Source organism: Chryseobacterium sp. (assembly GCF_008831505.1).
Lineage (GTDB): Bacteria > Bacteroidota > Bacteroidia > Flavobacteriales > Weeksellaceae > Marnyiella.
Map to the genome: position 1 here is coordinate 868,228 of NZ_CP044507.1, position 16,278 is coordinate 884,505.

The window sequence follows — 16,278 nt, forward strand, 5'->3', positions numbered from 1 at the left end:
GGTAAATTTGCAGAACCATTTCAATACACTGAAAATGATAAATATGAATAACCGAACAATATCATACTCAATCCTGGAACTCGCGATCGTTTCGCAGGGACAAAGTTCTAAGGAAACTCTAAACAACTCTCTGGTTCTGGCAAAAGAGGCCGAAGAACTTGGCTATAAGCGATTCTGGTTTGCAGAACATCATAATTCCGAGTCCGTAGGCAGCAGCGCTACCTCGGTCCTTATTGGCTATGTAGCCGAAAACACCACGAAACTTAGAGTGGGTTCCGGCGGAATTATGCTTCCGAATCACGCCCCGCTTATCATTGCTGAACAGTTCAGTACACTCGCACACCTATATCCGGGCCGGATTGATTTAGGACTTGGGCGTGCACCCGGTACCGACCAGGAAACCGCCCGTGAGATCCGTTCGGATTTTATGCAGGCCGCACATTCATTCCCAAGAGAGGTGGCAAAGATTCAGCAGTATTTTTCAGCCGACAATAAAACCGCTAAGGTACGCGTACCTATGGCCGAAGGAACTGACGTTCCGGTTTATATATTAGGTTCCAGTACCGACAGCGCACATCTTGCGGCTCAAAAAGGCCTGCCGTATGCTTTTGCCAGCCATTTCGCGACCACGCATCTGCATAGTGCGCTCCGGATTTACCGCGACGAATTCCAGCCCTCAGAGTTTTTGGAAAAGCCTTACACCATTGCTGGTGTGAATGTATATGTCGCAGATACTGATGAAGAAGCGCAGGAACTCTTTACGTCGCTGATTCGAATGTTTATTGGCATACTTACAGGTGCCCGAGATCCGCTTTATCCACCCGGACCCATGACGAACGATTTGGAGGAGATGTTCCACCATCCGGCGGTGCAGCAAATGCTGAAATACTCCTTTGTGGGAAGCCGCGAAACTGTGAAAAGGGAAATCAGGCAGTTCCTGGAAGAAACCGGCGTAGATGAACTCATCGTTGTTTCTACAATGTTCAACCTTCAGGATAGGCTCAAATCCGCACATCTGTTTTCGGAAATTATGACGGAAATAAACAATGGGAATTAAGCAGCTGACAATTCTTAACTGATCAGCTTAGATCAGAATAAATCCGGATTTTCGCCTGGATTTTCTTTCAGTTCATCAAACTTAGCCTTCATAGTGGGATTGTTGTGCGTAAGTTTCTTGATTGTAAGATCCTCAGTTTTCTGATTGGCCAGTCTGAGGTTATTTTCCGAAGAAAGCAGTGCTTCCTTGGTTTTCTGAAGCTGATGGATGGTTTTGTCAATGCCGTCTATGGCATCCTTAAACTTTCGGCTGGCCAGATCGTAATTCCGCGCAAATCCTTCCTTGAACTTGTTCATTTTCTCCTCAAAGTTCGTAATATCGATATTCTGGCTTTTCACCAGGGCGAGTTCAGCCTTGTACTGAAGGGAGTTCATGGCTGCATTGCGGAGTAAGGTGATGATGGGGATAAAGAATTGGGGTCTTACCACGTACATCTTGCTGTAGCGGTGGGAAACGTCTACGATACCGGAATTATAGTACTCGCTTTCTGCCTCCAGGCATGAAACAAGAACAGCGTATTCGCACTTCTTCTCATTACGGTCTTTGTCCAGTTCTTTCAGGAAATCCTCATTCCTCTTTTTTGTAGCTGTTGCGTCGCATTCATTTTTCATTTCGAACATAATCGAAATGATTTCATTGCCGGCATCATCAAACTCTTTGTAAATGTAGTCACCTTTACTGCCGGAACGTGCGTCATTGTCTTTTTCGAAATAGGCTTTCTGGAAAGCCGTAGCGCGCAGTTTGTTGAATTCGATCTCGCAGTGCTGCTCCAGGGACTCGCCCAGCATTTTGGTGCTCAGTTTGAGTTTCATATCACGAATGCGGGCTATTTCATCATCTTTATATTTAATGATGGCTTCCTTATTCTGAAGTTCGGTGGCAAAATGCTGTTTCAGGGATCCCTCCAGATTCTGTTTCTCCAGATCCTTGGTACGCACCTCATGAGCCAGTGCATCGCGTTCCTTTTCAATCTTCTGCACAGCTTCAGTAACGGCCAGTTGTTTCTGAATCTCTACATTATCGATGATGGATTTCAGTTTCAGGATTTCAGCTTCTTTCTGATTAATCTTTTCGGCCAGAGCCACTTCGCTCTGAGCTTTAAGTTCAGAAATTTCGCGGTCTTTTTTTGCCAGGTTTTCCTGAAGTGTCTGCCTTACCTGAGCCTCCGCCAGTTTTACGGCGCTTTCTTTTTCACGGTCGGCCAGCGCCAGCCGGGTTTTAAGTTCGTGTTCAAACTGATGGTCGCGTACCTGCCGCACAATATCGGCAAATCCGGCTTCATCAATTTTAAAGGCTTTGTTACAGTGGGGGCAGATTATTTCGTTCATGTTATACAGTTGTAAGTGAAGCTAAGCTAAGGATTATTAGGGAATTCAGGATCTGACACAGGCTAAATTCTTTCAAGTTCATCCGCGCTGATTGTCGTTTTGAAAGTGCCGTAATTTACGGTTATTTTGTTTTTGGAAACTTTCTCAATAGTTCCCACACTTGTGCTGCCCGTGATCCTAACACGCTGGCCGGGTTTCAGCCATAATTCACGTTCTTCTTTTTTCCTTTCAACAATCTTTTCGTGGGCTTCCGCAATTTTTTCCTGGATATCAGCCTTTTTTAACTGTTGGGTAATTTTGCGCTTTACAACCTGCAGTTTTTTGGATTCATCCTTATCCGTACCCAGCTTTCTGAATTTCTCCTGCTCCAGAATCTTTACAAAATCGCGCACAACATCTTTCCGGGATTTCCCCTTCATATAGGCATCTATAAAGCCTTCAATCTTATTTCCGAACTGCAGCTTGCGGTGCTCTTCCTCGTACAGTTTCTGGAAGTTGAAGAGTTTCTGCTGCAGTTGCTCATTCAGTTTTTGCAAATGATCGCGTTTGTCAGTTACCGAGTCTTTCTGTTCCGAAAGATTGGTGCGAAGCTTCTCTACCTCAAATTTTTCCTGCTGCAGTTTTACAATGGTTTTGTCCAGGTTCACCACATCCTTTTCAACCTTCTTCTTGGCAGATCTCAGGATGAACTGTGGGATTTTATTTTTCTCGGCTACCTCAAAAGTAAATGAACTGCCGGCCTGACCTACTTCCAGTTTATAGAGTGGTTCCAGACTCTTCTCATCGAAAAGCATGGCGGCATTTTCTGCATTCGGCAGCTGTTCCACAACAAGTTTAATGTTGGTATAGTGGGTGGTGATGATGGCAAAGCTCTTCTTTCCGTAAAAATATTCCAGAAAACTCTCGGCCAGGGCACCACCCAATTCAGGGTCCGAACCGGTTCCAAATTCGTCGATGAGCAGCAGTGTTTTGGCGTCGGCTTCCTTAATGATGCCCGACATCTTCTTGAGGCGCGAGGAATAAGTGGAAAGGTGATTCTCAATAGACTGATTGTCACCGATATCTGTCATTATTTTGTCAAAGAAAAACATCTCCGACTTCGGATGCGCCGGGACCAGGATACCGCTCTGAATCATAAGCTGCAGTAAACCCACCGTCTTTAGTGTGATTGATTTTCCGCCGGCATTGGGTCCGGAAATACAAAGGATCCTGTTGTGCTCCGTAAGAGTCAGCGTTTGGGGAAATATCTTTTTCCCTTCTGCTTTATTGCTTAAAAACAGCAGCGGATGATAAGCCTCCCTCAGTCTTAGGGTAGGATGACGGTTTATTTTGGGGAGAATTCCGTTAATCTGCTCAGCGAATTTTGCTTTTGCGCGAGTAAGATCGAGATCGAAAAGATACATTTGGTATTCGCTGAGTTGGGGCTGGAATTCTGCCGTTTCAGCCGTCAGTCTCCGCAGAATGCGGTCCAGTTCTTTTTTTTCCTCCTCCTCACTTTCCCGCTGCTTAAAATAATGCTTCAGCACACTTTCCGGCTGAATGTAAGTAATGGAACCTGTTTTCGAAATTCCCAAAACCCGCCCCGGAACTCTTTTCTTGAAGCCTGATTTTACTGCCAATACACGCTGATCTTCAATAATGGTCTCGCGTATTTCATCCAGAAAGTCACTTTGCCCATAGGTGGTGAGGGCACGGTTAAAGTTTTCCTGAATGGCTTTTCTTGAATGCTGTATTTCGGTCCGGATTTCTTTAAGTAGGGTAGAAGCGTCGCTTTTTACATCGCCGAACCGGTTAAAGACCTTGTCAATCCTGTCAATGATTTCTTTGCGGAATTCAAGTTTCCTGATTTCAGCCGTCAGATGCGGAAAGGTCTCCTCGAAATTGGGTAAGAATTTTTGCAGCCTTCCAATCTGCGCCGTAATATTCTTTATTTTGATAAAAGATTTCGCATCCAGCCGGAAGTTTTCAATAACCATAAGTTTCAGTTCATCGTCAATATCTTCAAATTCATTAAACGGAATGATGTTATGACTTTCAAAACTGGTGAGGAATTCTGCAGTTTTCTTCAGCGTAAGCTCAGCATCGTCTATCGCCAATGGACGCAGCTCCATAATCCGGTCCTGCGTTTTGTGAGAGTATGCAAATGGAGCAATTTCCGCTAAAAGCGCGGGGAATTCCAATTCGTCTAAATCTTCTTGTTGTATCAGCACAGTGCAAATATAAGTTAATAGTTGTAGGTAAGGCTGGCCGCAGGCGATATGATTACCTAAACTCACCGTTAAACCCGTAACTTAACATCAAAGAATATTCCCTAAAAATTTCTGGCCTGCAATTGGGGATGTGCACTACATACTTCAACAAAATTCGGACAACCTGGCAACTACCAAAATAAAATCTGCAAATTTGCAGTCAAATTATAAGCAAATGGCGGACTGGAAAGAAATACTTGCACCCATAAAAAACTCAACCTACTTCGAACAGCTCTGGAAGGATGTACAGTCAGAATATGCAGATACAAAATGCTTTCCGCCCAAAAAACAGATTTTCCGTGCCCTGGAACTTACTCCGTTTAATGAGCTAAGGGTCGTTATTCTCGGTCAGGATCCTTATCATAATGACGGACAGGCCAACGGTCTTTGTTTTTCGGTGTCCGAAAGTGTTGCTACGCCGCCGTCTTTAAAGAATATATTTACAGAGCTCCAGTCTGATTTAGGAATTGAACGTACCCGCAAAGACCTGGAAGACTGGGCTACGCAGGGCGTACTTCTGCTCAACGCCACGCTGACGGTAAGGGCGCATTCACCTAACTCACATAAGGATTTAGGTTGGGAGAGATTTACAGACTTCATCATCAGTGAGATTTCAGCCAGAAAAGAAAAAGTTGTTTTTGTTTTATGGGGTGCCTTCGCACAAAAAAAGGAGGAACTTATCGATTCCTCCAAACATCTGATTATTAAGTCGGCGCATCCTTCACCATTTTCGGTCTACCGCGGATTTTACGGCAGCCGGCCCTTTTCGCAGGTTAACGCTTGGCTTGCTCGCCACGGCCAACCCCAGATTCAATGGTAATTACCTTACAGAGGGCTCTACCGAATTCTGTGCGACTTTATCAACTTTAATTCCAATGACATATTTTCCGGAATTTGCCGCAAATCCTGCTCCTGCAGTCGGGTAGGGATTTGCCTCTACCAGGGTGTACCTGTAACCGTTAAAGAAAGCTTTATTATCATAACCTCGCTGCGGATTACTTTGCGTGGACAGCTTCACTTTAACCGGACGGGTATAGGTTCCCATCAGTTCAATCTCTGCTGTCGCTACGCCTTCCCAGACGCAGTTTACTTCCTTCGGACAGCGGCTGTCCTCCAGCATCTTTGTGAAGGTGAAAGTCATATCATGATCTTTGAGAAACATGGATTCTCCTTCTTTAAAATACAGAACACCTTCCATTTTTTGAATTTTTGCTGCAGCTTCTTTATTTTCAACCCGTTTGGGTTCTTTAGGGATATTGGTATCGGTATTCTTTGCTTTATTCTTTGCAGGACTTGTGACATTGCTCTTTTCCGTTTCAGGAAGCGGCTTTTTTTCCTGAAGGTGTTTTTCCTGTGCAGAACATGCCAATATTGAAAGCGATATAATTCCGGTGAGAAGTAAGTTGTACATTGGTTAATATTTATGGGTTAATGATGTCCCACAATACAACCAAAAACATTGCCACACCAACCATCAGGTTAAAGCCGGTACCGATGATGAAGCCAATTAATGCACCTTTCATAGAGTTAAAGGCTTTTTTCCTGTCGCCGGCATCATGGAGTAACTCACCGATAAAGACTCCGGCAAACATACCGATAAGAAAACCAAAAGGGATAGGAAGGAAGAAACCAACAAAAGTTCCGATTACAGAACCAATGCTTCCCCAACGGGTGCCGCCATACTTTCGGTTGGTTTTGGCAGGTATCACGTAATTCAGCACTATGGAAGCTGCCGTCAGGAGGGAAAATATCCAGATATAGGCCATAGAAAGATCTGAACCTGTCCCGAATTTATAAATTAGCACACCGCACAGGCTTAGTAAAAGTCCCGGAAGAACCGGCAGAATGGTGCCTGCTATTCCAAGAACAAGCAGTATAATACTTATGAGGGATATAAGTTCGTAATCCATATTGTATAATAATTGATGAATAAAAAGAGAGCAGCCATTTAAGTGCCGCTCTCCGTTTTGCAGTAAGATAATTTTATTTAAAGATTTAAAATTACATACTGAAGGATGGGGGCAGTATTTCCAATATTGCCCGTTGCATGGTTATGAAATGTGGTATAATAGATATTTCCGCTTGTTGAAACACCTGTACATGAGCCTACGGAATCACCATGACCCAGGTGAGCCTGAAGTGCATTTTGATTGATGGTTAGCGTAACGGGCGTTCCGTTGTCGTCATGACAAATGGTAATCCAGCCACTGTTCGCCGAGTTTCCGACAGGCATGGCAGGTGCGCCGGTGCTGTGGAATTTATTGGTACGAAGCATAAGTGCTTCATTATTACGCTGTACCAATACTTCCCAGAAGGCTGCATCGTAGCTGATGACTTTCTGCCATGAACCTAAATCGTACTGGATGTCCAGCGTATTGAAACCTAAAGCGTTTGCCAGGTTCACATTGCTCACAGCACAGTTGGTATAAGTAGTAGCCGAACCTGTACTGGTGGAACACATCAATGCATCCGGGATAAAACCGCCGGCGGTATTGCAGGCCGGTGTGTTGTTATTCCCACCCAGTAGGTACGCCACGTCCCAGTCTGATGCATAGAGGCTGCCACCATTACTTACAAAAGTTGCCAGGTTGTCATAGATTTCGGTGTCATTATTTGGTGTTGAAGTACCGGAATGACTTTGTCCACGTGAACCGCAGTTCAGGAAAATAACATCATACTGCGATAGTGTGCTCATTACCTTCAGGTCGTTATAATCAATTTCTGTCACCAGATAACCAAGGCCCGTCACGATATCTTCAATTTCATCATAACTGCCTTTAACATAGGCCATATTGGCTACCTGATTAAGTTTGGTTACGTTCAGTGGGGCAACAACATTGTCGGATTTCGGTACGTTGATTGTGAATTCGGAGCGGAAGTTTGACCCATCACCCGTCTGGATATGAATGGTACGCTGACCTTCCGGTGCCTCCAGTGTGAAATCACCGGCTGCATTTGAGAAGGTGCGGTAAATTTTGTTTTGGCCGTCAAAGGTGAAAACCAGGGCGCCACCTATGGGCTTGGTTCCGTTTTTAGCCATCACCTTACCGCTCACGCTGCCTTTTTTAGTGCTTACCGGAGTGGGGTTGGTCACTTCAACAATATTGTCATCACTGCGTATACAGCCGTACAGTGACAGCAGCATAATACTTAGAAAAAGGTAAATTGTTTTTTTCATAGAATGATTTTTAAAAGTTAATGATTGTGATTTGTATAACAAATATAAATATTTTTTAATAATGTTGTAAACAAATAGTTGGATTACCTCTATATTATTATTGATTTTTTCAATTAACTATTTGAATGTGATTTAAGTTTAACGATAATGATGGTTAATATTTAGTAAATTTGCTAGAATGAAAGAGGAAATTCAGCAAACGAAGACTTTACTGGCAGATCTGGTATCAACGATCCACCGGTTTATTGCGGAAAATATTTCTGACATGTGGGAGGTGCAGGTTCTGATTAAGTTTCTGATGCTGTTCGGGATCGTAATTGCTTTGGATCTTCTGATAAAAATGATCCTGCTTCCGATTTTCTCCAGTTATCGTGACGGGGAAAAATATCCCTTCCTGAAAGCGGTGCACGCTTCCGGAATCACGCGCTCCGTAGCTAACATCATTGCGCTCCTGCTGGGTAACATTCTTTTCACGGCCTTTTTCAATGATTATCATGATAAGACCTTCAGTTTCCTGCAAAGGGTTTATAATGTGGTGGCAATTATTGCCGTTGCCAGAATGGGCCTGCGTGCAATGAAGGCTGTAGAAAATTACTTTTTCTACAAAAAGGATTATTACAAGATTGTGGCGCTGAAAGCCATTTCCGAGACCCTAAAGACCATCGGAATCTTCATCTTTATAGTGGTGCTGATTTCGGTAATCTTCGGAATTCAGGGAACCACTATCTTAGGTAGTCTGGGAGCCATCACCGCTGTTCTGGTCCTTGTTTTCCGCGATACTATCCTTGGTTTTATGACGAGCCTGCACGTTGCAACCTCCAAGAACCTCAAAGTGGGCGACTGGATCGGTATCCCAAAATATAACCTGGAAGGTACGATTGAGGAAATAAACCTCCTGACGACAAAAATCCAGAATTTTGATAAGACTAAATCTACAATTCCTACCTACGATCTTCTGTCTACGGAGATTAAAAACATGCAGGTGATGTCTGAGAGCAATACCAGACGTATAAAGCGGTCCATCAGTTTCAATATTAAATCGTTTAAATTCCTGAGCCCTGATGATATAGATAAGCTGTCCAAAATTAATTTAGTGGCAGATTACCTTAAACTGAAAAAAGAAGAAATTGCCGCCGAACGTGCAGGTCTGCAGAATTCCGATCTTCTTATAAACGGCCGTCAGCTTACCAACATTGGGGTCTTCAGGGAATATACTTTCAACTATTTAAAAAACAGTGCGCATATTGATCAGGAAGGTACTCTGATGGTTCGGCAGCTCGAAAATACGCCGCAGGGTCTGCCGCTTGAAATATACTGCTTTACAAATGATTCTGTCTGGACCAACTACGAAGAGATTCAGTCTGATATTTTTGACCATCTGCTTGTAGCTTCCCGTGAGTTTGACCTGGAGGTAATGCAGTTTAACAAAATTTAAACTTTAACGATGACTAAACTCAGTGTAAATATAAACAAGATCGCCACACTTCGTAATGCGAGAGGTGGAGAATTGCCCAGTGTGACTGAGGCTGCGGTAAAACTTCAGAAATTCGGCGCGCAGGGAATTACAATCCATCCAAGACCGGACGAAAGGCATATCACCCGAAAAGACGTGTATGACCTGAAGCCGCTGGTTATAACTGAATATAATATTGAAGGAAATCCCCACCGGGCATTTATTGATATGGTTCTCGAGGTTAAACCCGAACAGGTAACGCTGGTGCCGGATGCTGATGATGCCATAACCTCCAATGCCGGTTGGGACTGCATAAAGTACGGTGGTTTTCTGACAGAAGTAATCAAGGAATTTAAAGACGCAGGCATTCGCACTTCAGTTTTTCTGGATCCCAATCCTGAAATGGTGAAATATGCCGCCGAAACAGGTGCGGACCGTATTGAACTCTACACGGAAGCATATGCAAAAAACTATGTGGTGAACAGGGAGCAGGCCGTTCAGGATTATGTGAAGACCGCTGAAGAAGCTCACCTTAACGGACTTGGAGTGAACGCCGGTCATGATTTAAGCCTCGACAATATTAAATACTTTGCTGATACTGTTCCGGGACTGTTGGAAGTGTCCATTGGACATGCTTTAATTTCCGAAGCACTTTACATGGGCATGGAAAATACAGTTCAGGCCTATCTGAAAAGGCTGGCTAAGTGGTAACAGGGGCAATTTTATTGCTATTTTTGAATCAAAATTTTTTAGAATGAATATTCTCCACTCGAAGATATACGGACAGGATAAATCCGGAATCCCATTGCTCGTATTTCATGGTCTTTTCGGAATGCTGGACAACTGGGCCAGTTTCGGAAAGATTATGGGCGATTTCTTTCCCGTTCATCTTGTCGACTTAAGAAACCACGGCAAAAGTTTCCACTCCGAGGATATGTCCCATGACGATCTTGCTCATGACATTGCTCACTATATGGAAGCACATAAGCTGGAAAAGGTAAATCTTCTCGGTCATTCCCTGGGTGGTAAGGCAGTGATGCAGTTTGCTGTGAAATATCCGGTAAAAGTAGAGAAACTGATTGTGGTTGATATCGCTCCCAAGGCTTATCCTCCGCATCATCAGGGAATTATTAAAGCCCTTCAGACTGTAAATTTTGAAGAAATGACCTCCAGGCAGGAAGTGGAAGATGCACTTAAGGAATATATTCCTGAAACCTCAGTCATTCAGTTTCTGGCTAAAAACCTATACTGGACCGAAGATAAAAAATTAGCCTGGCGCTTTAACCTGGATACGCTTTCCAATAAATATGACCAGTTTGTATCCAATGCCATTAAATTTGGGGTGTTTACCGGTGAAACGCTCTTTATCGGTGGTGCCAAATCGAACTATATCCTGCCTCAGGACGAGTTTCAAATAAAACAGCAGTTTCCTCATTCTTCTGTAGTGACCATTGCCAACGCTGGACACTGGGTCCAGGCTGAAAACCCAACCGATTTCAATGAAGTCGTTAAGGATTTCATATTCGATATTAAAAAATACTGATGCAAAAGTATCAAAGCAACATATGGTTTTAGTTACAGGCGCAACAGGGATTCTGGGCCGGGTCATTCTCTTGGAACTCCTTAACAGGGGATATCAGGTGCGTGCTGCGAAGCGTCCTTCAAGCGATCTGGACGAAGTCCGAGAGTCCTTCAGTTACTACACCGACAGTCCTGATGAATACCTTGACAAAATTGAGTGGATTGATGCTGATTTTGATGATATTCATTCTTTGGAAGCCGCTGTAACGGGGGTTAGCAGCGTATATCACTGTGCCGGGAAGGTGAGTTTTTATCCTACTGATGAGAAAGAAATTTACAGCACCAATGTAACGGGAACTGCCAATCTGCTTTATGCATGCGAAAATTCTTCAGTTCAGGACTTCTGTTTTATCAGTTCAGTAGCAGTCCTGGACGGTCTGAATGAGACAGGACTGATGGATGAAGACTCAGATTTCAATCCCAAACTCAACCACTCTCATTACGCCATTTCCAAACACCTGTCGGAAATGGAAGTTTGGCGCGCTTCGGCAGAAGGCTTAAATACTGTAATTCTAAACCCCGGCATTATTCTGGGCAGCGGTAACTGGAATGCCAGCAGTGGAGAACTTTTTAAAACGATTGAAAAATATCCTTATGCCATGCCCGGCAGCACTTCTTATGTTGATGTGCGCGATGTAGCTGAAATTTCGGTACGACTGATGGAAGAGAATATATTCGGTGAAAGGTTTATCGTCAGTTCTGAAAACCGTACATATGCGGATATTGCTCGCAGGATACGCCGTAGATTGGGCAAGCCGAAGCCGAAAGTGTTATCAGGAACTATCCTGGATGCCGGTTATTTTCTACAGCTTATTTTTGGAGGCCTTTTCCCGGCGCTGCGTATAATGAACAGGACAAATTTGCAGACAGTGAGGTCCCGCAGTCATGTTTGCAATAAAAAGATCACCGAGCAACTCAACTGGGACTTTATTCCGGTGAATGAAAGTCTGGAATTTCACCTTTCAAATTATATTTCGCATAAAAAAAACTATAATATCACTGATGAATATCGCTGAATTCCTGAATGTCAATGCAAGAAACTACCCGTATAAAGCCGCAATCGGTTTTAAGGTAAGGGAAGAATGGAGAGAACTGAAATGGCCGGTATTCCGCGATATGGTTTTCAAAACGGCGAATGCACTGCGTGAAGCCGGAATCGGCGAGAACGATTGTGTAGCTATTTATTCAGATAACTCTGCAGAATGGATTACAATGGACCTTGCTGTCCTGAGTCTGGGCGCAGTTACCGTACCTGTATATTCAACCAACAATAAAGAACAGGCGGCCTACATCCTGAATGATTCAAAAGCCAGAATAGTGCTGGCCGGCAATCAGGAACAGTATGATTCGTGTTACGCTATTATGCAGGAGGGTTCGGCATTAGAGCATATTATTCTTGCCAAAAAAAGAGATTGGATCAAGAAGGACCGCAGCTCCTATTTTGAGGATTTCATCAAAAAAAGTTCGCCACAATTTGAGATTTGCCCCAAAGAAGAGGATGATCTTGCGACTCTTATCTATACTTCCGGAACAACCGGTGTGCCTAAAGGCGTAATGCTTACCCACGGTAACTTCCAAAAGTGCTTCAAAGCACATTTCGATTTTTTTAAGTTCCGGGATTTTGAAAGGGAGCACTCGCTGGCTTTCCTGCCGCTTACCCACGTCTTCGAAAGGAGCTGGACGCTGCTTTCTCTTTCGGGTGGTGCCAAGGTGACTTTCCTGGAAAACACCAAACTTATCGCCCATACTCTAACCGAGGTAAAACCCACCATGATGTGTGCGGTACCGCGTTTCTACCAGAAAATATATTCAGGTGTGCACGATATGGTGCAGGAAGGATCTCCACTTAAAAAGAAAATCTTTGCCTGGGCGCTGGATGTAGGAAGTGAAATGGCTGAACGCAGGCGGCTGGAGAAAAGTGTATCGCCTGGCTTAAGATTGAAAAATGCCCTTGCCAACCGTCTTGTTTTCGCAAAAATAAAGAATAAGATGGGCGGCAAACTCTGGTTTATGGCCTGTGGTGGCGCCTCTGTATCACCGGAAGTCACGCGTTTCTTCGATGCAATCGGAATGCACATGACCGTTGGCTACGGACTCACCGAAACTACAGCTACACTTACTGCTTTTCCGTTTACAAAGTACAGGCACGGCTCGGCGGGTATTCCTCTGGGCGATACGGAACTTAAAATCGGCGAAAACAATGAGATTTTAGCAAAGGGAAGCGGTATTATGAAAGGCTATTATAACAAACCCCGGGAAACGGCGGAAGTCTTTACCGAAGACGGCTGGTTTAAGACAGGTGACGCCGGCGAGTTTGATGATCAGGGCAACCTTACGATTACAGACCGTATAAAGGATCTTATGAAAACCTCCAACGGTAAGTATGTAGCCCCGCAGCCTATCGAGAATCTGCTGTCCAATGACAGTCTTATCGAGCAGGTGATGGTGGTGGCTGAGGGTAAGCCCTATGTGACCGCCCTCATTGTGCCCAATTTTGAAAACCTGAAACAGCAGCTGGACAGACTGAAAATCCCATTTTCATCATGGAGAGAAATTGTGAACCTACAGCAGATTAAAGATCTCTATCATCAAAAACTTGAATTGATACAAAGCGGCCTTCCCGGCTTTGAAAAAGTGAAGAAATTTGAACTGATGCCGTCGGAATTTGAAATTGGTGCCGGTGAAATTACCCCAACTTTAAAAATAAAGAGGAATATTTTACTCAGAAAATACGAATCGCTTATTGAAAGCATGTACGATGCTAAAATGGGTTAAATCCAAAGGATTATTAATAATGGAAAAAGAATTTTTGTCAGAAAAGACCTTTAATATAAAAGACATCACAGTTTCGGCCAGCTGTCCGTCTAATATTGCACTTATCAAGTATTGGGGTAAATATTCCAGGCAAATTCCCGCCAATCCAAGCATCAGTTATACCCTGAACCACTGCCGGACGAACACTACACTTGAATTTTCGTCGGGCGGACACTTTTCAGTACAGACCTTCCTGTCCGGCAATGAAGAGCTTAAGTTTGCTGATAAAATTGAGAAATACTTCAGGAGCATTGAGCCTTACTTGCCCTGGATTTTGCAGGGACAATACATCATCCGCACAGAAAATACTTTTCCCCACAGTTCCGGCATCGCGAGTTCCGCGTCAGGTTTTGGAGCCATTGCCAAATGTCTGATGGAAGTTGATGATGCATTCTCCGGTGAAAGGGGGATTGAATATAAAATGAAGAAAGCCAGTTTCCTGGCCCGTTTGGGGAGCGGAAGTGCCTGCCGAAGCCTTTTTGAAGGACTCGTAGTATGGGGCAATACATCCGAGGTGGATGGCAGCAGTGACCTGTTCGCAGTCCGCTATCCCGACAGTGAGGTTCATCCTGTGTTTCGAGATTTTAACGATTGGGTGCTGTTGATTCACGAGGGTGAAAAATCCGTGAGTTCCACTGTAGGGCATGGGCTTATGAATACCAATCCTTACGCGCAGCGGAGATTTCAGGAGGCACATGAGAATTTTACTTTGCTGAAGGAAATCCTGCGAAATGGAGATATGGAAGGCTTCATTAAGTTGGTGGAGCACGAAGCACTTACCCTGCATGCGATGATGATGATGAGTGAACCTGCCTTCATCCTGATGAAAACCGGAACACTGGCCGTCATCAACAAAATATGGGAATTCAGGAAGTCCACAGGTTTACCGCTGTTCTTTACGCTTGATGCCGGAGCAAATGTTCATCTGCTTTTCCCAAATAATGGCACTGAAGGTCTAATAAAGGAATTTATAGAGGCTGAATTACTTCAGCATACTCAGAATAACGGAGTTGTGAAGGATGTGATGACGTTCCTTTAAAGAAACATCTGATGAAAATCCATCATATTGCAGTCATCTGCTCAGATTATGAAGTTTCTAAAAAATACTATACCGAAATTTTGGGACTTCAGGTCTTGCGTGAGGTTTACCGTGCGGAGCGAAAATCCTATAAACTGGATTTGGGCATCGGTGATCAGTATGTAATTGAGCTATTTTCATTTCCAGATCCGCCGCCCCGTCCGTCAAGGCCAGAAAGCTGCGGGCTCAGGCATTTGGCTTTCAGTGTAAAAGATCTTCAGGCAAAACGTGCTGAACTGATTGGCAAAATCCAGCACTGTGAAGATATCCGGACGGATGAATTTACCGGAAAGAAATTCTTCTTCACTCAGGATCCAGACGCTCTGCCCATTGAATTTTACGAAGCTTAGAAAGTTGTGTTAAAATGCGCCCGGCTCAGTGCGGATGTTCGGTTCTGTCCCGGTTGTCGGACTCCTCTTTCCGGCCTTCAACTATAAGCTCATCCACTACCTCCTTCTCTTCCTCTTTCAGCGTCTTCACTTCATCTTTCTGCACTTGTTTCGCTACCGGATCGATATGAAATTCGCACAGAATAGGGAAGTGGTCCGAACCTATATGTTCCAGGGTTTCCAGCCTGTCCACAAAAATATCCGAGCTGTGGAAAAGAAGATCCAGCGGTACACGGAAAAACCAGTATTTAGCGTGAAATGTTGCCAGAATTCCGCGGCCTACACGCGCATCAATCAGCTCGCTGGTTTTGCGGAAAAGGATAGAGGTATCCGACCAGGCTACGGTATTGAAATCGCCAATGACCAGTGTCGGAGTTTTTGTTCCCCGGATTTTTTTGGCCACACAAAGCAGGTCCCCGTCCCGTTCTTTGGAGGTTCGTTCTTCGGTGGGGCTGGGCGGCGGCGGGTGCACACCGAAAAGAATGAAATCCCGCCCATCTTCCGTCTTGAAATGCGACTCAAAACTTGGAATATCATCGGCCACAAAAAAGTGAATTTCTGACTTCTGAAGCGGCATTTTGGAATACAGATGCATACCGTAGGTATTGTCCAGTGTCATCTTCTGGGTGTGGGGATACTGTTTTTCCAGTTTGCGGTTGGCCTCTTCCCATTTTGAGTCCGTCTCCATGGTAATGAAGATATCCGGCTGATGTTTCGCAATGAGTTCGTGAAATCTGCTAAATTCAGTATTGAACTGGTGCACATTTACAGACAGAATTTTTACCTTCGAAGAGGACTGTGAAGTTTTTGAAGTTTTCTTGCGCTTATAGAATTTTGTATAGCGAATCAGAACATAAAGGTGATAACACATAAGACCGAACTGAATGGTATTTAATACCCAGAACCAAATGTCTTTGCTTACCAGTACAATGCTGAATCCAAAAACCGCAGCCTGCAGGATGAGCAATTGAATTTTCATAAATTCCGGCACGCGGAAAATCCAGTGCTGATTTCTTATAAAAGGGAGTACACTCAGCAGGATAAGCAGTGCGGACAATACGTTTAGAAACAGTTCCATAGTTTAATAGCTGCAAAGTAAAATAAAAAACCCGCATTTAAAGCTTTTCTGCTCGATTTTATTCATTGTGGAC

15 protein-coding genes are annotated in these 16,278 nt (G+C 44.0%); 9 read left to right on the forward strand and 6 right to left on the reverse strand.

The window, feature by feature from the left end; translation table 11 throughout:
- The first annotated feature begins 43 nt into the window (after positions 1-43).
- Positions 44-1,057 carry an LLM class flavin-dependent oxidoreductase gene (locus F7R58_RS04120; protein ID WP_158063679.1) on the forward strand — a complete coding sequence of 338 codons (1,014 nt, stop codon included), beginning with the start codon at positions 44-46 and terminating at the stop codon, positions 1,055-1,057.
- A gap of 32 nt (positions 1,058-1,089) precedes the next feature.
- On the opposite strand, the gene F7R58_RS04125 is transcribed toward F7R58_RS04120, so the two are convergent.
- Positions 1,090-2,385, reverse strand: coding sequence for a DUF2130 domain-containing protein (locus tag F7R58_RS04125; RefSeq protein WP_158063680.1), 1,296 nt, complete (start codon positions 2,383-2,385; stop codon positions 1,090-1,092).
- A 62-nt stretch (positions 2,386-2,447) separates the two neighbouring features.
- A complete protein-coding gene (locus F7R58_RS04130; protein WP_158063681.1) occupies positions 2,448-4,595 on the reverse strand; it encodes an endonuclease MutS2 in 2,148 nt (715 codons plus the stop codon).
- 214 nt (positions 4,596-4,809) lie between these two features.
- On the opposite strand from F7R58_RS04130, the gene F7R58_RS04135 reads away from it, so the two are divergent.
- A complete protein-coding gene (locus F7R58_RS04135) occupies positions 4,810-5,454 on the forward strand; it encodes a uracil-DNA glycosylase (RefSeq protein ID WP_158063682.1) in 645 nt (214 codons plus the stop codon).
- Here the strand turns inward: F7R58_RS04135 and F7R58_RS04140 are convergent, their stop codons facing one another.
- The 3 genes from F7R58_RS04140 to F7R58_RS04150 all read right to left on the reverse strand — a co-directional run bounded on the left by F7R58_RS04140 (position 5,455) and on the right by F7R58_RS04150 (position 7,812).
- Positions 5,455-6,045: a hypothetical protein gene (locus tag F7R58_RS04140; RefSeq protein ID WP_158063683.1), complete on the reverse strand. Its 591-nt coding sequence runs from the start codon at positions 6,043-6,045 to the stop codon at positions 5,455-5,457.
- 10 nt (positions 6,046-6,055) lie between these two features.
- Positions 6,056-6,544: a DUF456 domain-containing protein gene (locus F7R58_RS04145; protein WP_158063684.1), complete on the reverse strand. Its 489-nt coding sequence runs from the start codon at positions 6,542-6,544 to the stop codon at positions 6,056-6,058.
- 77 nt (positions 6,545-6,621) lie between these two features.
- Positions 6,622-7,812, reverse strand: a complete 1,191-nt coding sequence (locus tag F7R58_RS04150; RefSeq protein WP_158063685.1) for a lacto-N-biose phosphorylase central domain-containing protein — start codon at positions 7,810-7,812, stop codon at positions 6,622-6,624.
- Between the two features lie 178 nt (positions 7,813-7,990).
- Between F7R58_RS04150 and F7R58_RS04155 the strand changes: the two genes are divergently transcribed.
- From F7R58_RS04155 to F7R58_RS04185, 7 genes are read left to right on the forward strand one after another with little or no spacing between them, the layout of a single operon-like run.
- The gene (locus tag F7R58_RS04155) at positions 7,991-9,247 is read left to right on the forward strand and encodes a mechanosensitive ion channel family protein (RefSeq protein ID WP_158063686.1); all 1,257 of its coding nucleotides are present in this window, start codon (positions 7,991-7,993) and stop codon (positions 9,245-9,247) included.
- Between the two features lie 9 nt (positions 9,248-9,256).
- Complete coding sequence (locus F7R58_RS04160) at positions 9,257-9,976, forward strand: pyridoxine 5'-phosphate synthase (protein ID WP_158063687.1); 720 nt, start codon at positions 9,257-9,259, stop codon at positions 9,974-9,976.
- A gap of 43 nt (positions 9,977-10,019) precedes the next feature.
- On the forward strand, positions 10,020-10,808 hold the full coding sequence (locus F7R58_RS04165; RefSeq protein WP_158063688.1) for an alpha/beta fold hydrolase: 789 nt from the start codon (positions 10,020-10,022) through the stop codon (positions 10,806-10,808).
- 22 nt (positions 10,809-10,830) lie between these two features.
- Complete coding sequence (locus F7R58_RS04170) at positions 10,831-11,862, forward strand: NAD-dependent epimerase/dehydratase family protein (protein ID WP_158063689.1); 1,032 nt, start codon at positions 10,831-10,833, stop codon at positions 11,860-11,862.
- On the forward strand, positions 11,849-13,621 hold the full coding sequence (locus F7R58_RS04175) for an AMP-dependent synthetase/ligase (protein WP_158063690.1): 1,773 nt from the start codon (positions 11,849-11,851) through the stop codon (positions 13,619-13,621). The genes F7R58_RS04170 and F7R58_RS04175 overlap by 14 nt, the downstream gene beginning before the upstream one ends.
- A 19-nt stretch (positions 13,622-13,640) precedes the next feature.
- A complete protein-coding gene (locus F7R58_RS04180; protein WP_158063691.1) occupies positions 13,641-14,699 on the forward strand; it encodes a diphosphomevalonate/mevalonate 3,5-bisphosphate decarboxylase family protein in 1,059 nt (352 codons plus the stop codon).
- Positions 14,700-14,710: 11 nt separating this feature from the next.
- Complete coding sequence (locus F7R58_RS04185; RefSeq protein ID WP_158063692.1) at positions 14,711-15,088, forward strand: VOC family protein; 378 nt, start codon at positions 14,711-14,713, stop codon at positions 15,086-15,088.
- Positions 15,089-15,113: 25 nt separating this feature from the next.
- Here F7R58_RS04185 and F7R58_RS04190 read toward each other — a convergent pair whose 3' ends face one another.
- Positions 15,114-16,205: an endonuclease/exonuclease/phosphatase family protein gene (locus F7R58_RS04190; RefSeq protein WP_158063693.1), complete on the reverse strand. Its 1,092-nt coding sequence runs from the start codon at positions 16,203-16,205 to the stop codon at positions 15,114-15,116.
- Positions 16,206-16,278: the final 73 nt, after the last annotated feature.